Source organism: Yersinia sp. J1 (assembly GCF_050586585.1).
Taxonomy (GTDB): Bacteria; Pseudomonadota; Gammaproteobacteria; order Enterobacterales; family Enterobacteriaceae; genus Yersinia; species Yersinia entomophaga.
This window is the reverse complement of the sequence record NZ_JBOBDP010000013.1, coordinates 1-22,662: the sequence shown is the minus strand read 5'-3', so window position 1 is coordinate 22,662 and position 22,662 is coordinate 1. Positions and strand designations below refer to the sequence as shown.

Genomic DNA, 22,662 nt, shown 5'->3' with positions numbered 1-22,662 from the left:
GGCAGGCATTCCACAGGTAACCCATCATGACCACACAGGCCACAACTGCCAGTGTGCTGGAGTCATCCCTGCGCCCAGTTCGGGCGCAGCTAGACCTTGCCATTGAGCAGACTACCGGCACCGCACAGCGTTCTGTAGAGAGCGCGACTGTTTTACTCAACCAAGCACAGTCCCTATGTATTGAACAACTCAACATCGAGACTGACGAGTACAACCTATTATTCGACCGTTTAGAAAAAACTGAAAACGACCTAATTACGAAATCCTTGGCGCTAACACAAGTGCAGGAACGCATAGAAAATGCCGATCTAGCAGTGGCTGAAGCCAATGCACAGCGAGACAGTATTTCAGCCAAATACAACCTTTCACTTTCAGACCAACGAGTATTGGCTACTGAGGTGAATCGGCTAAAGTCACTGAATCCTGAAAAAATGAAAATCCAGCTCATTCGACTGAAAGATGATCTGGAGAATAAGCGCACACTGTTAAATCAGCAATTGACGGAGATCCGGCGATACAAAAAAGAGGTAGCAGAAAAAACCAGCAAACTGGCTGTCATGGTTAATGTTAATGAGCAATTGAATAATGTTGTTTCTGACCTCACCAACCGGATCCAGCGTATGGATGGTGACGTCGAGCCAACCTACTATCGTGGCAATGATGACATTGAGTTTTACTTTTATACCTTCCAGTGGGGGCTGAAACTGCGCTCAGGCGATTACGATATGCAACTAATTAACGATATTGACTGGCATATTGAAATTCGTTCCACCAACGGCATTGGCCTGATTGTCTCTGTTAATGAATGGACTGCGCCCTCTTACCCCATGGTCGATGACTTCGAACAGAACTGGCCGGATGGCCTAACCCCGGCTATTACCCAACGCATTCGTGATCTGCTTGAGCCTACTCATCCGCATCTGGTTAAACGGGCTGAGTGGGCAGAGTCAGTGCTTACCGAAACCCTCCCTTTGAAAGAGCAACATTTAGAACTGCTGGCCCTCTCCAGGATCCATTCTTTGTTTGATGTTGTCCGCCGAACGCCCGATATGCTAGCAAATGCAGTTAAAGGCTTTGGGATAGCAACTGCCCGCCAGGTACACGCTCAATGTTCCAGGATCGTGAAAGACTGGGAATTAGAGCAGAAACAGAAGGAAGCCGCATGATGGATGAGGAACTGAACCAGAGTACCGGCAGCTACTTTAAAGAAGATGACCGGGGAGACTATACCGCTCGTATCATCTGGCTAATGCGCTCCCGCGCAGAGATCCGCAGCGGTAATCCCTATCGACCCATGCCAAAGCCGATTTATCCCGGTGATGACCAATGGGATGCCATTCCTCAGGTGAATACAGTCGATATCGGTATCCGTAAGCGCTACTCACTGGAAGTGTTGTTGGCTATCTATCAGTTTCACCGCGCTGGCCACAATGAAAACTTGATCGCCAGTGATACCGGTATCCCAGCGGCTACTATCCGTAAAATGCTCGAGCATAAAACTCAAACCCAACGCAAAGCCTGGCAACTGGCTCACCAGCTCCGCATTCCCGCTAAGAGAGACATTATCAGCCGATTATTACGGGAGGTTTAGTTGTAGAGGAAAAGCCCATGAGTATGGGTAATCAATTTCGAAAAAATAAACTGAGGACTGACCAATGACCAACGAAAAACTAACCGCTACTACACAACCAAAAACAACAAGCCTGGCTACGGACATTGCAGCTCACTGCTTAGCCTTCGAGCAGTCGCCGGATTATTCAGCGATGTTACAAAAACACGTTGCCAATTTGTACGAAAATACCATCAAAGAAACCCTTGATTGGGGCGACTTCCCTCGAGCAGTCAAGAAAGCGCTGGAATCCGCTTTACCGGCCAATATTTCCGATATGGTCGATCTGCCGCGCTACAACATCCTTATGGCTAAGACGTTGGAAGAAAGTTGGACGCTCAATGCCGTTGGGGAACAATTGACCGCTGGCATGCAAAAGATCGTGCTGGATTTCATTAAGTCTGAACAGACGCCAAAATACATCAAAGCGTCAGACCTGTGGGAAGCTTATGTTGAGCAGCACAAGGAAGAAGCGGCGCAAGAGGGATGGGAACGGCCTGAAGTACTGATGGAAATGAGCGAACATGATGGTTTCCGCATGGGGATCGAAAAAGAGCCGGCAGGAGAAAGTTCATCGTTATTCAGTTCGTCACGAAAGAAAACACACCCATTCCAGTTCACGGACAATCTCTATTTTTCTCGTGAAGGTGAGTACATTGAGATTGAGGGCCAGCGCCGCCAAGAAAAAGTATGGGCAGAAGTTGATGGCCTTCCGGTCTACAGCCTGTACTCCGGTAAGTTGGATGGTGATGTGATCGGTAAAAAAGTCATCACGTTCCGCGGCAAATTTGAAAAGCTAGTGGCAGCATTGTACTACGGCGATAGCCTGCTGCTATTAGACGAATCCGACGCGGATGAAGTTTATTACCCCAACAATTATTAACCTTTAATAACAAATCCGAATTAGCTTCGTTATGCATTGGCTTAATAATTCCAAATAATATCCCCCAATAAATCCCCAGTAATCATTAATTATATTCCTGCCAGCAGGCTGGGGGTTATTTCATTCAATTAAAGAGTCATCCCATGTTTGGATTGTTTCTATACGTCTGCTTTACATTCCAACCCTGCCAGTACGAACCGCAAGGTTATATCTATCCCGATGATAAAAACTGCCTGGCTGACATTCAACAGCAAGGTCTGCCACCTGAATATGAATGCCTGCCAGTCGATGGCGTTCTCTTTGCGAGGAAGCAATGATGGTCAAAACAATTACAGCGGTACGAACAGCCACCAGGCGATGAGGTGGGAGAAATCAAATCAGCAATTCACAAGGCCATACATCAAAAAGCGCCTTTATCTACATGGCTCCTGTTACTGACCGTGATATTCGCAGCGGCAGTGACCGGGATTATTTATCTGACTGTTCTTGTTTATTAAGGTGGGTGATATGGCTAATCAATTAGAGCTTCGCCATCTGGGATTACTGCAACACACTATTGGCGTCTCTGAAAAGAGCCGTGAACCATACCGAAATCACTTTCTTGCCGGTGATGGACACAGTGACAATGCTGACCTTAAACAGTTAGTTGCGGTTGGCTACATGACCGCTCACCCCGCGCCTGCTATGTGGGGTGATGGCACTGTTTATTGCTGTACTCCTGAAGGGAGTGCATTGGCTATATCTAGCCTTCCAAAAACGTAGTCGCTGTAATAGCACTCAATAGCTGTATCACTAAAACACAGCCCCTTACCACCCCAGACAAAACGACCATAATAGGGCGTAGCATCGTTACGCCCTTTCCTACTGAGGAAAGACCAATGACCAAGCTACTGACTTTAGAAGAGTGGGCGGCAGAAACCTACCGCAGCAAGTGCCCAACAACTCAAACCCTGCAACGTTGGGCGAGAGGCGGCAATATTTACCCAGCACCGGAAAAACACGGGCGGGAATATCGGGTGAAGCCCGGCGCTATTTATATTCAGCCTAAAAGCTACCGGCTGGCAAAAGAAATACTTAAAACATCGCCCAGTACAAGTTCATCACTGATAGAGAGAATTATTCATGGCAAAGAGGCCAAAAAAGTATGATGCCAATTTGCCAAGAAATCTGACATATCGGCGTAGAGAGAAATCATTTTGTTGGCGCAACCCAATAACTGGTTCTGAAATATCCTTAGGGCAAATTGCCCGGAGGGATGCCATATCTCAGGCCATCCAGGCTAACAACTATATTGAATCAAACTTTCAACCAGTAGCCCTGCTTGAACGATTGCAAGCCCCCGCCCCCACTCCTGCGGCTAAAGCTGAAGTTAATACCGTAGCGCGTTGGCTAAAGCGCTATTCAGGACTATTAAAGCGTCGCGAACTGGCCGAGAACACCATGAAAATGCGAGTTCTGCAAATCGGATATATTAACCAAGAATTTGGAGATAAGCCGATCGAGGCTATTACCACTAAGCATATTGCTGATTTTATTAATACCTATGTCGATAATGGTAAAAGTTCGATGGCGGTTAATTTACGCTCTGTTTTATCAGACGTTTTCAGAGAGGCCATAGCTGATGGATTAATTAGCCGCAATCCTGTGGAAGCAACCCGTACGCCGTCACCAAAAGTTAAGCGGGAACGGCTAGACTATGCAGCCTTTTGCAAGATTTATGAGGCTGCCGGCCAACAACAGAACTGGGTTCAACTCAGCCTGGCACTGGCGCTGATTACCGGTCAACGCCGTGACGATGTGCGGCAATTAAAAAGAAATGACGTGCATGATGGTAAGCTTTGGATAGTCCAGAGTAAAACCAAGATGCAGATAGCGATATCACTATCACTTCGGTTGGAAATAATGAATACCTCCGTCGGTGAGGTTATAGAACAATGCCTGAATAACAATAAGAGCGAATATCTCATTTGCTCGTCCAGTAGAAAATCAGGCCGAGAGCCCGGTGCATTAAATGCAGACTCGCTCACTAAAGCATTTGTTAAAGCATTGAAGGCGACCGATCTGGTTTACGAAGTCTCCCCGCCCAGTTTTCATGAAATCCGCAGCCTGGCATCGCGGTTGTATGAAGCGGAATACGGTAAGGAATTTGCACAGAAACTGCTCGGTCACAAGTCGATGAAAATGACTAATGTATACCTGGATTCACGTAAAAATGAGTGGGTAGAAATTTAGGCCGAGTATAGGATTTCGGGGAAATTTCGGGGGATTTCGGGATTGGCTGAAAATAACCATATAAAACAACAAGTTAAAAAAAGACCGAATACGATTCCTATATTCGGTCTAGGGAAATGGCTCTTGGGAGAGAGCCGTGCGCTAAAAGTTGGCATTTCATGCAGGCTTATTCAGCCGTACTACTTAAGCGTAGTAGACGACCCACGTTTTACCAACTTTCGACATAATAACTTAATAATCACTCAGGTTAACTAATAGCTTCTTAGTTAGTCCACTGGTAATTATGAGATTATTCAAACGCTATCCCGGCGGGCATATCCGCTTTCGCCCTATTTTTCACACAGAGTTTGAGCTCGTTGCTGGAAAGGTTGCAGGCTCATTTTTTTGCCCGGATTATCTTTGTCTTCCAAAACCAACGGATCTAATGATGAAGCCAATACTTTTCCTGATTTCATCTGCTCAGTTGCTACTTCATTGAGAGGATATTGCGCTAGTGTACTGGGATTAATCACGAACAGCGCATTACCTGAGCGGCACTCCAGCATCACTTCTTCACGCGTGAATGCCCATTGCTTGCCAAATTCAAACTTACTGACCGTGATAATCTTTGATGCTGCCGCAGCATTAGCAGCCAGAAGCAAAAGAGAAAGCGTTAGCGCGAAACCCTTCATGTTAACTATTCCTAAGTTAGCTGATTGACCTGATTTTCCTGCATCTAACCCTAAAGAAGCAAGCCTTGTTCCCTGCTAGTTAGCCCTCTAGCCGCTTATACCGGCTCAAATGTAGCAAAGGTGCTCACCAAAAGTAGAACCGCCGCCCCTAGTACCACCTCAAACCAAGCGTTCATCACCAGCCAATAGTGCGCTTTTTCCGGTAAATGACGAATTGCTGGAACCACGCGATACCTATTGATTACCGCAATGATAATCATCAAAACAACCAAGACAATTTTGCACCAAAGCAATCTCTGATATGTCGAGGTGAAATCCAGGGGCCAACCACGCAGTATAATGAAACTATTAATCATTCCGGTGACAACCACCAGCACGACAGCCAAATGACCCCAACTGGAAAAACGGATTAAAGTATGGATAGCGGCGGGTTTATGCTGACTATTGCGGGTATAGGGCAGGCAAACCAGCAAAGGTAAAAGACTACCGAACCAATAACCGGCGCTGAAAAGATGCAGAATTTGATTCGACTGATGTATCCAGCCAATTATGCCATCATGCATCGCCGCATGACCGATAAAAGCCAAGCTAGCCAGTAACAGCGACGAACAGGCGACCATCAGAGCCGAAAAATATGATTTTCGATTGAAAAACAACAGCAGGATACTGATGAAAGACAGTGCGAGATGCCACTGCCAAACCTGGCCGAAACGCGTGCCCAGCACTAACCCCCACACGGGAAACTGGTAGGTATCTGCCCATCCATCGCCCATAATTCCAGCCTGAATGGACAACAGGCCGACGGCAGAAAATGCCGCGACTAGCGTACTGCTAGCCAGCAAGGGTTGAAGGCGTTGTTGTAATGTTAGAGCGAAACGGTCGGATGACAATATGGCGGTGAATACGCTGACACCAAACATCAGCATCACCGCCATAAAATGCACAAAGCGACACAGGACAAATAAGGCCGCTAAAGACATATTATTTTACAGTGAAGCTGTAATTGCCTTTGGTTTTGTGGCCATCAACGGACACCACATGCCAGGAAACATTATACTTCCCTGCGCTTAGCGCATTATCCAACGGCAAAATCAACTGAGTGTTATTAACCGGGTCAAGTTTTAACGCGCCGGTTTTCACCGCGTTATTATCTGGCCCCGTCACCTTCACACCGCTGAAACCCAACTCGATCCCTTCGGAAAAATTAAGTGTTAACGCTTCTGGAGCGGCACTTACCGTGGTATCGGCGGCAGGGGTTTCCACTTTCAAATGAGCATGAGCTAAAGCCTGCTGGCTGGAAAGGCCAACAAACAAAACAACCAGTGCAGAAAGCATGCGGCAGGATGAACGTACTTTGTTAATTAACATAAAGTCCCTTAAATAAATTGGGGTAAAAAAATCGCTGCTACCAACTTTACCCTATATTGGCGGCGTAAACCCCGATCGCTTCCAGTTGGATGTACTACATGTGAGATACCACACAAAATAAACTGCCGACATCGGATAAGTGGTCGAAAAGCCACCGGATGCTCACTTGAAGTCATCCGTTTCCGTATGTTAGCCATGAATAATAATGAGTTGAGAGTATGAAGTCGAGCTTACAGGCACAGACAAGAAATGGTTTCAGGCAGGGATGACACAAAATAAAAAACCGCAGCCTCTGTCGATAACAGAGAAACTGCGGTTATAGCTCAAAAGATAGAATTAACCTTGAGAATGGATTTGCGCGCTGGTGGCCATGTTCTTCAAATCTTTATCGATAAAGAACAGAGAATTACCGCTGTTACCCACCAGAGCCAATTTATCCAATACGGATTTGAACAGTTTTTCTTCTTCATGCTGTTCAGAAACGTACCACTGTAGGAAGTTGAACGTCGAGTAATCTTGCGTAGTCATGGCAACATGTGCCAGTTCATTGATCTTGGTGGTGATCAATTGCTCATGTTCATAGGTCAGCTTGAAGACATCAGCTAACGAGCCAAACTCTACCGGGGGCGCACTGATGGTGCCCAATATCGGCATCGAACCTGTGCCGCTCAGGTATTCAAACAAACGCTGCATATGCTGCATCTCTTCCTGCGAATGTTCTTTCAAGAAAGCGGCCGCACCTTCAAAACCTTTATCGCTGCACCATGCACTCATTTGCAAATAAAGATTGGCAGAATAGAATTCTAAATTGAGTTGCTCATTGAGCTTTTGAGCCATTTCTTTCTTCAACATAATTAGTCCCTAGTTTTTATCATGCAGGTTGGCAGGAGGTTATTTCACGTATTATGCCAACATAAACACAAAATAAAAACACCCTATTCACATTTAAAAAGATTAAAACAACAAATTGAATTAACTACATGTTTAATATGATGAAATAAATTATTTAATTAATATGGGAAAAAGTGGGCAAATAACTTTGATAACTATTATCAACAAGCCCGCCAATAATAAAAGGAATCATTCTTATTTTTAATTTATTATTTAAAATAAACGCCAATCATTCTCATTTATTATTTGGCTCGCTATTTCTTCTCTACATTCCTCTCTACCGTTATCCACACCCTCTTGCCATAGGGAGATGCCTGCATTATTTTCAACGCTGATTTGATACAATCCGCCGCTTAAGTCGAAAGAGGAGAAAACGATGGGTTACAACTTGGCAGAGCTTTCTGACGAAGAAACGGCAAAAATGAACGTCGATTTAGCTGCATCGGGCGTTGCATTTAAGGAACGCTATAACATGCCAGTGATCCCTGAACTGGTTGCCCGTGAACAGACGGAAAACCTGCGAGACTACTTTTTGCAGCGCCTCGCGCACTATCGGAGCGAATCGAATAAATTCTCACGTTTGCCTTATGAGCCTAAAATTAAGTAAGGCGACTGAAAGGTTCCCGCCAGCGTTTAGCCTGCGGGAACCCGATTATTTGGCAAATTTGTCCGTTGATAACATCAACTGATGCAATATCCCCGGCTCATCGAATGAATGCCCGGCACCTTCCACTATATGTAACTCTGCCTCAGGCCAACGATGGGCCAGATCCCAGGCATTTTTCACCTGACATGCCATATCGTAACGGCCGTGAACAATAACCGTCGGTATATGACGAATTAATGGAACATCATCCAGAAGCTGGTTGTCATGGGCCAAAAAACCGTTATGGGTGAAATAATGGTTTTCAATGCGGGCAAAAGCCAAGGCAAAATCATCCTCTCCGAATGAAGCCGAGCTTTTGGTTGGTAATAACGTTACCGTCTCCCCTTCCCACAGGCTCCATAATTTCGCAGCTTCCAGCTGCACAGCCCGATCCGGGGATGTCAGACGTTTGCGATAAGCCGCGATCACATCCTTTTGCTCTTCTTCAGATAAAATGGATAATACCCTTTGCCATTTATCGGGGAAGAAACGGGATGCGCCGTCCTGATAGTACCAAAGCAATTCTTCTCTGCGCAGGGTGAAAATCCCCCGAAGCACCATCTCACTCACCCGCTCCGGATGCTTCTGCGCATAGGCCAATGCCAACGTAGAGCCCCAGGAACCGCCGAACACCAGCCATTGACCGACACCCGCCAGTTCGCGCAGACGCTCAATGTCTTCCACCAGATGCCAGGTAGTATTGTTATCCAGGCTGGCATGTGGTCTGGATTGCCCGCAGCCGCGTTGATCAAACAGCATCACTTTATACTTGGTTGGATCGAATAACTGGCGATGATATGGCGCAATGCCGCCACCGGGACCGCCGTGAATAAATACTGCGGGCTTTCCCTGCGGATTACCGCATAACTCCCAATAGATGCTATGCCCATCACCGGTTTCCAACCAGCCGCAATCGTAAGGCTCATAAGCCGGATAGAGTCCCCGTAATTGTCCCATCGCATTTTCCATTTTTGTTATTGATCACCTCTCTATAAAAGCCTATGCCTGACGCAGGGTCAACGACTAAAGAGGTCAAATAAAGCTGATTAATCATTTAAATACCGGTTATACGATCCCTATCGCGCATTTTTTATCGCCGTTGATGAGTCAATCATTAGGAAATGCGCTGCAGATTCCATAACCGATCATTACATCGGTTTCACTGGCAAAGGATGTTAATGTCGCTATTCCTCGTTAATATCAAGTATTACATTTTAATAATCATTATAATTAACAGCGTTTTAGCCTTTTCTCGACTTTATCTCCTTGCAAGTATTCGCTATTAGGGCCTTAATGAAGATGCGTACCAACCTAACCGAAGGTCATAGAGAGGCAAACCATGAGTAAGGGAATGGACAGCAAAAAGAACGCGAAGAAAAAACCACTGAAAACTCCGGCCGAAAAAAAGGCGGAGAAACGTGCGAAGAAGGCATCTTCTTCCAGCGCAGAGTAAAGGTTTTTCATCACGTTAAGTTAACCCGCTCAGGCGGGTTTTTTATTGCCTATAACTTAATTTATTCGGCTAAAATCGGCGCGGGCATAAGCGCAGTGTGGGATCAACAAGGCAACGCGATCGCCCAGATTAGCGGTAACACGAGGCTCTGGTGATTACCCGCCTGACTGAAGAAAGTTGGCAGGGACTGGCCAGTCTATTATGATCGCCAGATAAAACCGAATAATGGCCAGTCTCTGGAGAACACATGAATTTTCGCATTATTGATACTGAGACTTGCGGGTTAGACGGCGGGATCGTCGAAATTGCTTCGTTGGATCTGATTGATGGGCGAATCGTTAATCCGATCAGTGATTTAATCAGCCCGGACCGGCCAATTAGCCTTGAAGCTATGGCCATTCACCATATCACCGAAGAAATGGTGGAAGGTAAGCCTCGAATTGCTAAAGCCATTGGCCGATATCAAGGCAGTCAATATTATGTCGCGCACAATGCCCCGTTTGACCGAGGTGTCTTGCCGGAAATGGGCGGTGAGTGGATTTGTACCTATAAATTGGCGCGAGCACTGTATCCGGATATCAAATACAGTAATCAATATCTGCGTTATGCCCTGCGACTGGAAGTTACGCCACCGGAAAATCTTTATCCCCACCGCGCATTATATGACTGCTATATCACCGCCGCCCTGCTGCAACGCATAATTAAAGACTCCGGTTGGAGCGCTGAGAAAATGGTTGAGCTGACGCAGGCCCCCCTGCTGTTACGGACGCTGAAATTTGGCAAGTATCGTGGGCAAAACATTGAACAGATAGCCCAGCAAGATCCGGACTATCTGCGTTGGATGCTGAAATCGGTGAAAGACCTGACTCCAGACATGCGCCATACCCTAACGCATTATCTGGAATCATAGGTAAATTAAGCCAGCGCGAGGATAAACGCGTATTCCAGTGCGATATCCTCGTAGGCTTTGAAACGACCTGATTTACCGCCGTGGCCGGAGTCCATATCGGTAAACAGCAGCAGTTGATGGTCGTCAGTTTTCATTTCCCGTAGCTTCGCGACCCATTTTGCCGGTTCCCAGTATTGCACCTGGGAATCGTGCAGGCCGGTCGTCACCAGTAAATGAGGATAATCCTGAGCGCGCACCTGATCGTAAGGGCTGTACTGTTTAATATAGTCGTAATAAGCCTTATCGTTCGGATTGCCCCACTCTTCGTATTCGCCAGTCGTCAACGGAATAGATTCATCCAGCATGGTCGTGACCACATCAACGAAAGGTACCTGCGCTACTACGCCTTTAAATAATTCAGGAGCCTGATTGATCACCGCGCCCATCAATAAGCCGCCAGCGCTGCCGCCCATAGCAAACACTCGTTCGGCGTCGCCGTAGCCTTGCTCGATTAAAGCCTTGGTTACATCAATAAAGTCGTTAAAAGTATTCATTTTGTTGAATAACTTACCGTCTTCATACCATTGCTGCCCCAGTTCGCCGCCGCCGCGAATATGCGCCAATGCGTAGACAAAACCACGATCTAACAGGCTCAGACGACTGCCGCTAAACGCTGGGTCCATACTGCTCCCGTAGGAACCGTAGGCATAAACCATGAGCGGGTTAGTCCCCGGCTTAAAGTGATCGCGATGATAAACCAGCGAAACGGGCACTTTTGCCCCATCCGACGCGCTCACCCAAATCCGTTCACTGCGATAATGTTCTGCCGTGAAGTTTTTCACTTCCTGCTGCTTCAGCAAAACCCGTTCGCCGGTATCCATATTGACTTCAAACAGCGAACTTGGCGTGGTCATGGAGGAATAACCGTAACGCAACAGCGCGGTATCCGGCTCTGGATTGTAGGCAAGCCAGGTGGTGTAGGTTGGATCGTCGAAGGCAATGGTTTTCTCTTCGCCGCTACGCCAGTGAATTTGCCGCAGATGCGTCAACCCCTGACTACGTTCCTCCACCACTAGCCAATCACGGAACAGGCTGAAGCCTTCCAGCATCACTTCAACTCGTGGCTCGATCAGGGTTTGCCATTGGCTTTCATCAGCCTGCTGGCTCTGATACAGCCCAAAATTCTTCCCGTTTTTATTCGAACGAATATAGAAATGCTGCTGATAATGATCCAAACCGTATTCATGATCCTGACGGCGCGGAGCAAACATTTGCGGCATCGCCTCAGCGTCATCGGCATCCAATAGCAGGATTTCCGAAGTGGTGGTGCTACCGAGGTGAATCAGAATAAAACGCTCCGAGGTGGTTTTTTCCAGGCTGACGTAAAAAGTATCGTCCTGTTCCTGATAGATAAGCTCATCCTGCTCTGGATCGGTGCCGATACGGTGGCGATACACCTGATAAGGCAGCAGCGTCTTTTCGTGTTTACGTACGTAATACAGGGTTTGCGAATCATTCGCCCACTCGAAATTACCCGAGGTATTGCGGATGACTTCGTCATGCCAGCGATCGTCGCTGATTTGTTTAACGCGAATATCATACTGACGGCGAGACAGAAAATCCTCCGCAACCGCCAGTAGCTGATTGTCCGGACTCACGTCCAAACCGCCTAAAGTATAAAACTCGCTGTCTGCAGCACGGATATTGCCATCCAGCAACGTATGCCATTCGGCATTGACCTCTTTAGGTTGGCGAACGTAAATAGCGTATTCATTGCCCGGTTCATAGCGAGTTTGGTAACGATATCCATTACGCACATAAGGAACCGAGGCTTCCTGTTGAGGGATCCTCGCTACCATCTCCTGATACAAGCTTTCCCTCAGCGGTTGCTGAGGCTGTAACACCGCTTCGGTGAAATCATTTTCCGCCTGCAGGTAGCGTAATACTTCGGGATTGCTCCGTTCATCATCGCGGAGCCAATAGTAATCATCTACACGAGTATCGCCGTGCAAAGTCATGGTATGAGGGCGCTTGGCCGCCTTTGGAGGTGTGATCATCTGTGAATTATCCGTATCAATATATGTTTGCCAGAGTGACACGATTAACGCACGATGCCAAGAGCACCTGCACGTTTTCGGCAAATCCGATGTCGTGGTAACCATATGATAAATAAGAGGTGTATCGAGAGGCAACGTAAACAGTCGTTGAATAATTCGGAGAAACTATAATCAGCGCCGAATGCCGTTCCTGCGAATCGGGATTTCAGTCAGAAAGCGGCACTCGGACACTGTCATTCAAAATAGCCTGAGCGACTAAAACCTGGCTAAATTTAACCTGTTACTGCGGCAAACTGTAGGTTATCGTCCCTTCAACGCAGTTCAGAACCACGTCGTAGCTTTTATTCGCTTTGGTCCCGCGCACCGTCAGCGGCACTTCCCAGATATCGTCTTTCCCATTGATATCATCTGGACTCACCCAGGCCACCGGCGTTGCGGTTCCCAGCAGCTTTTTATCAGACTCCCAACGGACAATGCGATTTTGCAAAAAGTCACGTTTCACCTGAGTCGCCACCTTGGCCTGAGTCAATCCCACGCAGGCGGGGAACTTCGCAGTGCGTTGCTCCTGCTCGTGGTTTTGAGCCGATGCAGCCATGCTACCCAGCGCCATCATCATCGCAGTCAAAGTGAATGCCGTTTTTTTCATTGCTCCTCCAATCGTTATTATTTCTATCCGGAGGTGCAGCAAAAGATCGCGTTGTAGGTTACAGAGTGAATTCCATTACAGAACTAGCACTGGGTAAATTCGATCACATAAAATTGCTGCAAACCGGGATAGATCTCCTTTATCACCTTTTTCAGTTCATCCAATGACATGTTTTCCTGCTTCGCATGGCGTTCAGTTAATGCGTCCAATGTCACTGGCGTCACTGACTTCACTTCAATGTGGCAAAAAAATACGCCATCCTCATTGCGGCAAACCCGCAAAACTTCACCGGGTTGAAAATCGGATTCACTGCTATCACGAATAGTAATGGTTTTACGATTCGCCAGAATATCCGCCTCAAAACGGCTGAAGAAGGTGATTTCACGATTCATTCTAGATCCTTTTTCCCCATTTTGCCGGGAGATAACTCATTAAGCCGCTTGAATTTCTTCGGTTTTGTCATTTTTCTTATTGGCAGCGCCTTTCTCTGCCTTGGTTTTCACCACAGGCTCCGCCGCTGCGGTTGGAGCAGCGCCACGTAAAATCTGCCCTAAAACATCTTTATTTTCAGCCAGATAGAAACTCAGCGCTTCACGCTGTTCTTCTTCCATCGTCAGAGGGGACTGCGACAACCATTCGGCCAGATTATCGGCCAAATCCAACATTTTATCGTATGCATCGGCTTCTTTTTTGGTTGTGAAAGTCATTTTTTCCTCACCCTGTCGTACTACAACGAATTTTACTTCAACGGCCATTTATTAGAGTCCTTTTACCAACCCGTAACTTTATTAATATCCGCGACGCCCCGAAGAGACACTCAGACATGATGGTAATCATTCCCTGCTGCGTTATTCACCTCAAAATGAAAGAACGAAATCCCTTCCAATAATAGGGATTTCTGAAAACGATAAGTGGCGGATACATAAGCAGGAAATATTTAATCCGGAGAAATTATAACATAATGGGAAGCTCTCGTTGCGGCTCAGAGCTTCCCATTATTCGAAGTCATTCAACGGCAAATTGATGAACACTCATTTAGCGAACACGATTTTCGTAAATACGGATCTCAAACCCGGATTGGCATCCGCTACCGAAAAATGTGGTCAGGCTTTATTCCAGAACCTGAGTCATATAAGTTTTCACGGGCGTCATATCGCTACCCGGTTTATTGGCCTGGCGCTCTTTTACTTTATCCCGATTGGGTTGGAAATCAGGATAAACTCGCGTGGTTATTCCCAGTTTTTTCGCTTCCTTAAGTTCACTCACCGTCACGTCTCCGCCCCCAAAAGCGAAGAACTCACCACCTGAAGCTGGCGATGCTTTTGAGGCGACATAAGTCATATATGAACCCGTTAATCCCTTCGCCTTATCTATATCGTAGAGCACCTGCCAACTGCCTTTCTTTTCAGGAACATAAATTACATCGTCACAACTACTGGCTATTTCACCGCCGCCTTTGGCTTGTTCAGAAACAATCCCCAGCGTTTTAATTTCGAGTTTTTTTGCTAGCGAATAAACCGCTCCAATACCTACGCTGGTCGCCCCCGCGACCACCACTACATTATGTTTTCCGTGGTTGAGGCTGGCCTCTTTTAATGTAGATTCAAGTGAGGTTTGAAACGCTTCAACATCGTCGTACCCCATGCCGGAAAAGCCGCTAAAAACCAGCACCTGCTTTCCCTTAATATGCTGATCCAGCGCGGACTTTATCTCACCTGTTGGGGGTGCAAAATCATTAGGGTTAACCGAGGAAGAAGAAAGAGAAGCTGGGCGGAAAAATACTGCGGTCTGATTAATGGCAGGTATCATATTTAATACATTCCCTTTATTAAATGCGGTTAAATAGTCATTCCGTTGAGCGGAAGGAATGATTCCGGCCAGCTCAAACAAAAGAAATAAATATATAAATTCAATAACTTAAGCAGTAAATCCGTCAGTTATTAACATTCAATATAAGGGGCTGAAACGGAGCAACGCAATACACGCTACCCCGTAAAAATCGTTATTTACTATTTTAACAAACGTGCCTTGCAGTTTTTGCCTTTAATTTTACCTTGCTGCAATTGTTGTATAGCCCGTTTCGCACTGGCTTTGCGAATAGCAACGTAAGCATGAACTGGGAACATATCGATTTTACCGACGTCAGCCGCCGTCAAACCCGCATCGCCGGTCAACGCCCCCAAAATATCGCCTGGGCGAATCTTGGCTTTACGGCCACCGTCGATGCATAACGTCACCATTTCTGGCTCCAGCATGACATTGGCGCTGCGGCTCACTTGCTCCGCCGGCGTCCATTTCACTTTGATTTGCAGATAATCTTCAATGGCGTGCGCACGCCCCATTTCTGACGGCGTACACAGACTGACTGCCCGCCCGCTCATGCCCGCACGCCCGGTACGACCAATGCGGTGTACATGGACTTCCGGATCGAAAGCCAGTTCGAAGTTCACAACCAGTTCCAAATCTTTGATATCCAGACCGCGCGCCGCGACGTCGGTGGCAACCAACACTCGACAACTACGGTTAGAGAAGCGCACCAGCACCTGATCACGATCCCGCTGCTCTAAGTCACCGTGCAGCGCTAATACGCTGATTCCACGTGATTCCAGCGCATCGTAAACGCTCTGACAGTCTTTTTTCGTGTTGCAGAATACTACGCAGGACGCCGGTTGATAGTGGCTTAACACTGAGATCAGCAGCGGCAGACGTTTTTCACGAGTCGTTTCGAAGAATACCTGTTCGATCGCCGGTTCATCGCCTTCATCGGCCACTTCTACGTTCAGCGGCTCACGCTGTACTTTTGCGCTGATCTGTTCGATCCCCGCCGGATAAGTAGCGGAAAACAGAAGCGTCTGGCGCTGCGGCGGCGTGTAGCTGATAACGTCATTGATCGCGTCAGTAAAGCCCATGTCCAGCATGCGATCCGCTTCATCCAGCACCAGCACTTTCAGATCGTCCAATACCAAGGTGCGTTTACGCAAATGTTCCTGAATGCGTCCCGGCGTGCCCACAACAATATGCGGCGCATGAACCAGAGAGTCCAACTGGTGCCCCATTGGCTGGCCGCCACATAGGGTCAGAATTTTAATATTTTGAGTAAAACGAGCCAAACGACGCAGTTCTTTACTGACCTGATCGGCCAGTTCGCGAGTTGGACAGAGTACCAATGCCTGAGTCACAAACTCACCCACGGCAATTTTATCCAGCAAACCAATGCCGAATGCGGCCGTTTTACCACTGCCCGTTTTGGCTTTGGCCCGAACATCTTGCTCGTTCAGAATGGCCGGTAACGCGGCGGCCTGTACCGGCGTCATTTCGGTATAACCGAGTTCATTAAGGTTCGACAACTGCTCGGCAGGCAGCGTTAGGGAAGAAAAGGACGTTGTGCTCACGGCGGTAACTCTTATATAACGGAATGGATTGAAAGCGATGCCTGAAGGCAAGCGCAATATTTGCGGCGATAATAGCAGAGTTGAGGCCTTTTCTTGAGTTAAAGCGTAAAAAAGCGCGGGGAAATCTGCGTTTTTCTCCTGTAACCCTAGATATGGGTCAAATGCATCCCTTTCGATATCTTCGCCCCCCTGATTGCTCCAGACCTTACTTTGCTGAATTTATCCGCACTCAAACCTGTTTTTTGCCCTAAGCGCTGCCCGCGCAATCGTTTTCGTATATACTGCGGCGGTTTCTTCCTCGCATATTATCTTGCTGATGTAGGTATCGAATTATGTTAACCATTGGAACTGCTTTGCGCCCCGGCGCAACCCGTGTGATGCTGCTTGGCTCTGGCGAACTGGGCAAAGAAGTGGCGATTGAATGTCAGCGCCTTGGGCTGGAAGTGATCGCCGTCGATCGCTATGCCGATGCGCCTGCTATGCACGTCGCCCACCGCAGTCACGTGATTAATATGCTGGATGGGGCGGCGCTCAAACGAATTGTGGAGCTGGAAAACCCCCACTACATCGTGCCGGAAATTGAAGCCATTGCCACCGATATGCTGGTGGAGCTGGAGCTTATGGGTCAACACGTAGTGCCCTGCGCCGAAGCCACTCGCCTGACAATGAACCGTGAAGGCATTCGTCGTCTGGCCGCAGAAACGCTGGGATTACCCACTTCCAGCTACCGTTTTGCCGATACCGAAAGCCGCTTCCGTCAAGCCGTGGCCGAAATCGGTTATCCGTGCATTGTGAAACCAGTGATGAGTTCCTCTGGCAAAGGGCAAAGCCTGATCCGCAGTGAAGAGCAACGACAAACCGCATGGAATTATGCACAGCAAGGCGGTCGCGCCGGCGGCGGTCGGGTGATTGTGGAAGGTCTGGTTAATTTTGACTTCGAGATTACCCTACTGACCATCAGCGCCGTAGATGGTATCCATTTCTGCGCGCCGATTGGCCACCGTCAGGAGGAGGGTGATTATCGCGAATCCTGGCAGCCGCAGCAGATGAGCGAACTGGCGTTGCAACGCGCTCAGGCGATCGCGGCTAAAGTGGTTCAAACTTTGGGTGGCTACGGTTTATTCGGCGTGGAGCTGTTTATCTGCGGTGATGAAGTTATTTTCAGCGAAGTCTCCCCTCGCCCACACGATACCGGTATGGTCACGCTGATTTCACAAAATCTTTCCGAATTTGCGCTGCATGTTCGCGCCTTCCTCGGCATGCCAATCAGCCAGATTCGCCAGTATGGCCCCGCCGCCTCGGCGGTTATTTTACCTGAGTTAACCAGCCAGAATGTGGTATATCGCGGTTTGGGAAATGCGCTGCTGGGTGACGTGGACGTGCGTTTGTTTGGTAAACCCGAAATTGCCGGCAGACGGCGGATGGGCGTCGCGCTGGCCGTAGCCGAAACGGTAGAACAAGCCGTGGCCGTGGCGAAAAATGCCGCTGGGCAAATCACGGTCAGCCACAGCTAAAAATCCAAGGCTCTAGGAAGTGATACGAAACATCATGAAGGTTGCAGGCTAGTTTACCGAAACCTTCATGATGGCGATTGACTTTGGCTAGCTAGCCTTCGGATAACTTAGCTTCTGGTCACTGATAGTTATCACTAACCTTCGTAGTCATCCTCATACTCGTCCGCGTCTTTTTCATTGTCGCGGCGATATTCAGGATCGCTGTGTTCCTCAAAGTCTTCATCATCAAAGATGACCATTGCCTGAGGATCGTTTTTGTGGCGCTCGCGAATTTCTTCCGCAACCAGACCTATGGCTTCACCACTGCTCATCCCTTCGGACATCAGTTGGTGAATACGTTCAACAGCTTCCTGTTGCTCTTGGTGAGAAAGTGAGGGCATTCCCGCTAGCATTATCTGTCTCCTACGAATTAGCCGGCAAGTATACCCGTTTCTTTAGCGTAATAGGGAATTCCCTGTCAAGCCGCTACTGCCCTCGCCCACATAATCTGTGATAACCTTACAGGCCGAATCTTTTCCCCGAAATTATTTCACGAGTTGTCATGTCGTCAGTCGAAAAAAATACTCATAGCCTGCAAGCCAATGCTCCTTTCTGTAAAAGCCTGCCTTATCACCCCGATGCGTTGTTACGCTATTTCGCTCCGATTTCCACTTTGCCTTGGGCGATGCTGCTGCATTCGGGTTTTGCCGAGCATTCCCATAACAGGTTTGATATTTTGGTCGCTGAACCCCGCGTGCGTTTGATCACCCGAGGCAAAGAAACGGAAATCAGCGATTCCCTGAATACCCAATATTCAGAAATCGATCCTTTCGATTTATTACAGCAACAGCTGGATTGCTTGGGATTGACCTGCTCACCGAATCCAGACCTACCCTTTTTGGGTGGCGCATTAGGGCTATTTGGTTACGATTTAGGACGCAGAATCGAGGTCTTACCGGAGCTGGCACAGCAAGATATTTACTTGCCGGATATGGCCATTGGTTTGTATGACTGGGCGCTGATTGCCGATCACCAACGGCAAAAACTGACGCTAATTAGCCACGGGGATATAGAGCAACGCCATCAATGGCTCGAGCAGCAGCGCCCGGCTACGCCCCAGTCTTTCGAGCTGCAAAGCCCTTGGCAGGCCAATATGGCTCGTGAAGAGTACGGCGAAAAATTTCGTCAGGTACAGGAATATCTGCACAGTGGCGACTGCTATCAAATCAATCTGGCGCAACGCTTCAGCGCCGAATATCAGGGGGATGAATGGCAGGCTTTTTTACGCCTGAGCGCCAGCAATCGCGCGCCTTTCTCCGCATTTATTCGCCTGCCTGAACATACGGTGATCAGCGTTTCCCCCGAGCGTTTTGTCTGGCTAGAAAATCAACAGATACAGACTCGGCCAATCAAAGGCACTTTGCCACGACTGAAAGATGCGGATGCCGATCGGCAGCAGGCTGAGCGCTTAGCCGCGTCACCCAAAGATCGAGCAGAAAACCTGATGATTGTGGATTTACTGCGTAACGATATTGGCCGCGTCGCTGAACCTGGCAGCGTTCGGGTACCGGAGCTGTTCGTGGTGGAACCTTTCCCTGCGGTGCATCATCTGGTGAGTACCATCACCGCCACCCTGCCGACGAATTGTTCGCCAACACAATTGCTGCGTGCCTGTTTCCCCGGCGGTTCGATTACCGGCGCGCCCAAAATCCGTGCCATGCAGATTATTGAACAACTGGAGCCTCATCGTCGTAATGGATATTGCGGAAACATTGGCTATATTAGTTGCTGTGGCACCATGGATACCAATATCACCATCCGTACCTTATTGACGGAAAAGGGTAAAATCTATTGTTGGGCGGGAGGTGGCATAGTGGCAGACAGTCAGGAGCAAGCCGAATATCAAGAAACTTTTGATAAAATCGCGCGCATTTTGCCATTATTGGGGGAGAACCCGCAGCCGTGAGTGGGATCAGTTTAGCCGAATTTATCAGTCGTTTTCAGCTTCAGTTGCCCCAGCCCGGCAGCCTGTCGGCTCATCATCATCGCGCGGCGGTGCTGGTGCCGATTATTTGTCGCCCAGAGCCGACGCTGCTGTTAACTCGTCGCTCCGCTCATTTACGTAAACACGCCGGACAAGTGGCTTTCCCTGGCGGCAAGGCCGATCCAGAAGATCATTCGCTGATTGAAACCGCTCTGCGGGAAGCGCAGGAAGAAGTAGCGATTCCTCCTGAATCGGTACGCGTGCTGGGTCAGCTAGGGCCACTGGATAGCTCGACGGGTTTTCAGGTCACGCCAATTGTGGGTCTTATTCCTGCGGACGTCCCCTTTCACGGTAATGAAGAGGAGGTTGCCGGTCTATTCGAAATGCCGCTATACGAAGCGTTAAGCCTTTCACGTTATTATCCACTGGATGTTCATCGCGCGGGCGCGCACCACCGGATTTACCTTTCCTGGTACGAAAGCCAATTTGTCTGGGGACTCACCGCCGCCATTATTCGCCGTCTGGCTCAGCAGGTCAGCATCGAACCGCGCTGAAACGCGTGATAACCATCACATCATCACGCGCTAACCCCCTCATTTTCAGCATAAAACGATCCCTATCACCTCACTTTTACCACTTTTACTCTATGTTCTCTGTATCGCAGTTTTTAAAAAAACTGTAAACAGGCCTGTCAGCGTTATGAAATACCTGTAAAATAGCTTCCTTCACTATAAACCACTAATAGTGTGGGGTTAATAACCCGTAAAAAAAGTCACTTATGTTGTTGGTTAACAGAGTGACCGTTGCTGTATCCGATCGATACCGCTAACACCAGTAAAAACAAAATAAACTAAGGCTCGCGATTACTTTATTTCATGCGAATAAAGTCACGAAAATTGACGAGTCAACCTACAATACCGATGTTCCCGTTGCGTAATTTTTAAACGCTTCGACCATAAAACATCGGCTTTAAACACAATGCCTTTTGAGGAGTTCTAGCGTGATTAGCGTTTTCGACATGTTTAAGATCGGCATCGGCCCGTCCAGCTCTCATACGGTTGGACCGATGAAAGCCGGCAAACAGTTTGTAGACGACCTGGTAACACAGGGACTAATGCCTTCTATCACGCGTGTGGCCGTGGAGGTTTACGGCTCACTGTCATTAACCGGTAAAGGCCACCATACTGATATCGCTATCATTATGGGGTTAGCGGGCAATATGCCTGACACCGTAGATATCGATAGCATTCCCGGTTTTATTCGCGATGTTGAGCAACGTGAAAAACTGATGCTGGCCAATGGCTTGCACGAAGTTGATTTCCCGCGTGAAGGCGGCATGGTTTTCCGTAGCGATAACCTGCCCCTGCATGAAAACGGTATGCAAATTCACGCCTTCGCTGGCGATGAAAAAGTGTACAGCAAAACTTACTATTCTATCGGCGGCGGCTTCATCGTCGATGAAGAACATTTCGGTAAAGCCTCAGTCAACGAGATTAGCGTACCTTATCCGTTTAACTCCGCTGAAGACATTCTGGCCCACTGTCGCACCACCGGGATGTCCATCTCCGGTATGGTGATGCAGAACGAGCTGGCCATGCACAGTAAAGAAGAGATTGATGCTTACTTTACGGCGATTTGGGACACTATGCGCGCCTGTATCGATCGTGGTCTGAATACCGAAGGGGTTCTCCCGGGTCCGCTACGCGTTCCGCGTCGCGCTTCTGCGCTACGCCGTCTGTTGGTTTCTTCCGATAAACTTTCCAGCGATCCAATGAACGTGATTGACTGGGTGAATATGTTTGCGCTGGCCGTGAACGAAGAAAACGCCGCCGGTGGACGCGTGGTGACTGCACCAACCAACGGCGCCTGCGGTATCGTTCCAGCGGTTCTGGCTTACTACGATCACTTTATCGAGCCTGTGACACCGGAAATCTTTATCCGTTACTTCCTCGCCTCCGGCGCTATCGGCATTCTGTATAAAATGAATGCGTCGATTTCCGGTGCAGAAGTGGGCTGTCAGGGTGAAGTGGGCGTAGCCTGTTCTATGGCGGCGGCCGGTTTAGCGGAGCTGCTGGGCGCTAGCCCGATTCAAGTATGCATTGCGGCCGAAATCGGTATGGAGCACAACCTGGGTCTGACCTGTGACCCGGTTGCCGGTCAGGTACAGGTTCCTTGCATCGAACGAAACGCGATTGCTTCGGTAAAAGCGATTAACTCCGCACGCATGGCAATGCGCCGTAGCAGCGAACCGCGCGTTTCTCTCGACAAGGTTATCGAAACCATGTTTGAAACAGGTAAAGATATGAATGCTAAATACCGTGAAACTTCTCGCGGCGGTCTGGCGATCAAAGTGCAGTGTAACTAAATATACAATGCAACTCACTGATGCCTTTTGCTAAACCGGCAAAAATAAATCAGCAAACGGGAGCCCAATCGGCTCCCGTTTTA

General features: G+C 48.2%; 24 protein-coding genes. 12 read left to right on the top strand and 12 right to left on the bottom strand.

Annotation, left to right across the window (positions count from 1 at the left end):
• Nucleotides 1-26 precede the first annotated feature (26 nt).
• The 6 genes from ACQ4OC_RS15545 (at nucleotide 27) to ACQ4OC_RS15520 (ending at nucleotide 4,724) form a co-directional block, all read left to right on the top strand.
• Nucleotides 27-1,166, top strand: a complete 1,140-nt coding sequence (locus ACQ4OC_RS15545) for a hypothetical protein (RefSeq protein ID WP_430971337.1) — start codon at nucleotides 27-29, stop codon at nucleotides 1,164-1,166.
• Nucleotides 1,163-1,591, top strand: a complete 429-nt coding sequence (locus ACQ4OC_RS15540; RefSeq protein ID WP_430971336.1) for a hypothetical protein — start codon at nucleotides 1,163-1,165, stop codon at nucleotides 1,589-1,591. The genes ACQ4OC_RS15545 and ACQ4OC_RS15540 overlap by 4 nt, the downstream gene beginning before the upstream one ends.
• Before the next feature lie 64 nt (nucleotides 1,592-1,655).
• Nucleotides 1,656-2,492 (top strand): hypothetical protein, encoded by an 837-nt coding sequence (locus ACQ4OC_RS15535; RefSeq protein ID WP_430971335.1) that lies wholly within the window; start codon nucleotides 1,656-1,658, stop codon nucleotides 2,490-2,492.
• A gap of 507 nt (nucleotides 2,493-2,999) precedes the next feature.
• Nucleotides 3,000-3,254, top strand: coding sequence for a hypothetical protein (locus ACQ4OC_RS15530; protein ID WP_193553624.1), 255 nt, complete (start codon nucleotides 3,000-3,002; stop codon nucleotides 3,252-3,254).
• A gap of 116 nt (nucleotides 3,255-3,370) precedes the next feature.
• Entirely contained in the window at nucleotides 3,371-3,640 is a 270-nt protein-coding gene (locus tag ACQ4OC_RS15525; RefSeq protein ID WP_430971334.1) for an excisionase, read from the top strand.
• Nucleotides 3,615-4,724 carry a site-specific integrase gene (locus tag ACQ4OC_RS15520; RefSeq protein ID WP_430971333.1) on the top strand — a complete coding sequence of 370 codons (1,110 nt, stop codon included), beginning with the start codon at nucleotides 3,615-3,617 and terminating at the stop codon, nucleotides 4,722-4,724. The genes ACQ4OC_RS15525 and ACQ4OC_RS15520 overlap by 26 nt, the downstream gene beginning before the upstream one ends.
• A gap of 329 nt (nucleotides 4,725-5,053) precedes the next feature.
• Here ACQ4OC_RS15520 and ACQ4OC_RS15515 read toward each other — a convergent pair whose 3' ends face one another.
• The 4 genes from ACQ4OC_RS15515 to ftnA all read right to left on the bottom strand — a co-directional run bounded on the left by ACQ4OC_RS15515 (nucleotide 5,054) and on the right by ftnA (nucleotide 7,615).
• Nucleotides 5,054-5,395: a YebY family protein gene (locus ACQ4OC_RS15515; RefSeq protein ID WP_064517998.1), complete on the bottom strand. Its 342-nt coding sequence runs from the start codon at nucleotides 5,393-5,395 to the stop codon at nucleotides 5,054-5,056.
• 95 nt (nucleotides 5,396-5,490) lie between these two features.
• A complete protein-coding gene (gene copD, locus ACQ4OC_RS15510; RefSeq protein WP_064517996.1) occupies nucleotides 5,491-6,375 on the bottom strand; it encodes a copper homeostasis membrane protein CopD in 885 nt (294 codons plus the stop codon).
• A 1-nt stretch (nucleotide 6,376) separates the two neighbouring features.
• Nucleotides 6,377-6,763: a CopC domain-containing protein YobA gene (gene yobA / locus ACQ4OC_RS15505; protein ID WP_064517994.1), complete on the bottom strand. Its 387-nt coding sequence runs from the start codon at nucleotides 6,761-6,763 to the stop codon at nucleotides 6,377-6,379.
• 336 nt (nucleotides 6,764-7,099) lie between these two features.
• A complete protein-coding gene (ftnA, locus tag ACQ4OC_RS15500) occupies nucleotides 7,100-7,615 on the bottom strand; it encodes a non-heme ferritin (protein ID WP_064517993.1) in 516 nt (171 codons plus the stop codon).
• Nucleotides 7,616-8,030: 415 nt separating this feature from the next.
• On the opposite strand from ftnA, the gene ACQ4OC_RS15495 reads away from it, so the two are divergent.
• Nucleotides 8,031-8,261, top strand: coding sequence for a DNA polymerase III subunit theta (locus ACQ4OC_RS15495; protein WP_064517991.1), 231 nt, complete (start codon nucleotides 8,031-8,033; stop codon nucleotides 8,259-8,261).
• A gap of 45 nt (nucleotides 8,262-8,306) precedes the next feature.
• On the opposite strand, the gene pip is transcribed toward ACQ4OC_RS15495, so the two are convergent.
• Nucleotides 8,307-9,257 (bottom strand): prolyl aminopeptidase, encoded by a 951-nt coding sequence (gene pip / locus ACQ4OC_RS15490; RefSeq protein ID WP_430971332.1) that lies wholly within the window; start codon nucleotides 9,255-9,257, stop codon nucleotides 8,307-8,309.
• A gap of 743 nt (nucleotides 9,258-10,000) precedes the next feature.
• On the opposite strand from pip, the gene exoX reads away from it, so the two are divergent.
• Nucleotides 10,001-10,663: an exodeoxyribonuclease X gene (gene exoX / locus ACQ4OC_RS15485; protein ID WP_064517987.1), complete on the top strand. Its 663-nt coding sequence runs from the start codon at nucleotides 10,001-10,003 to the stop codon at nucleotides 10,661-10,663.
• 5 nt (nucleotides 10,664-10,668) lie between these two features.
• Here the strand turns inward: exoX and ACQ4OC_RS15480 are convergent, their stop codons facing one another.
• From ACQ4OC_RS15480 to dbpA, 6 genes are all read right to left on the bottom strand, one after another.
• Nucleotides 10,669-12,699: a S9 family peptidase gene (locus ACQ4OC_RS15480; RefSeq protein ID WP_064517985.1), complete on the bottom strand. Its 2,031-nt coding sequence runs from the start codon at nucleotides 12,697-12,699 to the stop codon at nucleotides 10,669-10,671.
• A 280-nt stretch (nucleotides 12,700-12,979) separates the two neighbouring features.
• Nucleotides 12,980-13,345 carry a protein YebF gene (yebF, locus tag ACQ4OC_RS15475; protein ID WP_064517983.1) on the bottom strand — a complete coding sequence of 122 codons (366 nt, stop codon included), beginning with the start codon at nucleotides 13,343-13,345 and terminating at the stop codon, nucleotides 12,980-12,982.
• Between the two features lie 83 nt (nucleotides 13,346-13,428).
• A complete protein-coding gene (yqfB, locus tag ACQ4OC_RS15470) occupies nucleotides 13,429-13,737 on the bottom strand; it encodes a N(4)-acetylcytidine aminohydrolase (protein WP_064517981.1) in 309 nt (102 codons plus the stop codon).
• A 39-nt stretch (nucleotides 13,738-13,776) separates the two neighbouring features.
• Nucleotides 13,777-14,100 (bottom strand): YebG family protein, encoded by a 324-nt coding sequence (locus ACQ4OC_RS15465; protein ID WP_120806938.1) that lies wholly within the window; start codon nucleotides 14,098-14,100, stop codon nucleotides 13,777-13,779.
• A 355-nt stretch (nucleotides 14,101-14,455) separates the two neighbouring features.
• On the bottom strand, nucleotides 14,456-15,154 hold the full coding sequence (locus ACQ4OC_RS15460; protein WP_162975239.1) for a hypothetical protein: 699 nt from the start codon (nucleotides 15,152-15,154) through the stop codon (nucleotides 14,456-14,458).
• 200 nt (nucleotides 15,155-15,354) lie between these two features.
• Complete coding sequence (gene dbpA / locus ACQ4OC_RS15455) at nucleotides 15,355-16,737, bottom strand: ATP-dependent RNA helicase DbpA (RefSeq protein WP_430971331.1); 1,383 nt, start codon at nucleotides 16,735-16,737, stop codon at nucleotides 15,355-15,357.
• 332 nt (nucleotides 16,738-17,069) lie between these two features.
• Between dbpA and purT the strand changes: the two genes are divergently transcribed.
• Nucleotides 17,070-18,251, top strand: coding sequence for a formate-dependent phosphoribosylglycinamide formyltransferase (gene purT / locus ACQ4OC_RS15450; RefSeq protein ID WP_064517973.1), 1,182 nt, complete (start codon nucleotides 17,070-17,072; stop codon nucleotides 18,249-18,251).
• 134 nt (nucleotides 18,252-18,385) lie between these two features.
• Here purT and ACQ4OC_RS15445 read toward each other — a convergent pair whose 3' ends face one another.
• The gene (locus tag ACQ4OC_RS15445; RefSeq protein WP_064517971.1) at nucleotides 18,386-18,643 is read right to left on the bottom strand and encodes a YoaH family protein; all 258 of its coding nucleotides are present in this window, start codon (nucleotides 18,641-18,643) and stop codon (nucleotides 18,386-18,388) included.
• Nucleotides 18,644-18,792: 149 nt separating this feature from the next.
• Between ACQ4OC_RS15445 and pabB the strand changes: the two genes are divergently transcribed.
• The 3 genes from pabB to sdaA all read left to right on the top strand — a co-directional run bounded on the left by pabB (nucleotide 18,793) and on the right by sdaA (nucleotide 22,579).
• Nucleotides 18,793-20,196, top strand: a complete 1,404-nt coding sequence (gene pabB / locus ACQ4OC_RS15440) for an aminodeoxychorismate synthase component 1 (RefSeq protein ID WP_430971330.1) — start codon at nucleotides 18,793-18,795, stop codon at nucleotides 20,194-20,196.
• Nucleotides 20,193-20,768 carry a CoA pyrophosphatase gene (locus tag ACQ4OC_RS15435; protein ID WP_371112922.1) on the top strand — a complete coding sequence of 192 codons (576 nt, stop codon included), beginning with the start codon at nucleotides 20,193-20,195 and terminating at the stop codon, nucleotides 20,766-20,768. The genes pabB and ACQ4OC_RS15435 overlap by 4 nt, the downstream gene beginning before the upstream one ends.
• A gap of 446 nt (nucleotides 20,769-21,214) precedes the next feature.
• Complete coding sequence (gene sdaA, locus ACQ4OC_RS15430) at nucleotides 21,215-22,579, top strand: L-serine ammonia-lyase (protein ID WP_049600486.1); 1,365 nt, start codon at nucleotides 21,215-21,217, stop codon at nucleotides 22,577-22,579.
• Nucleotides 22,580-22,662: the final 83 nt, after the last annotated feature.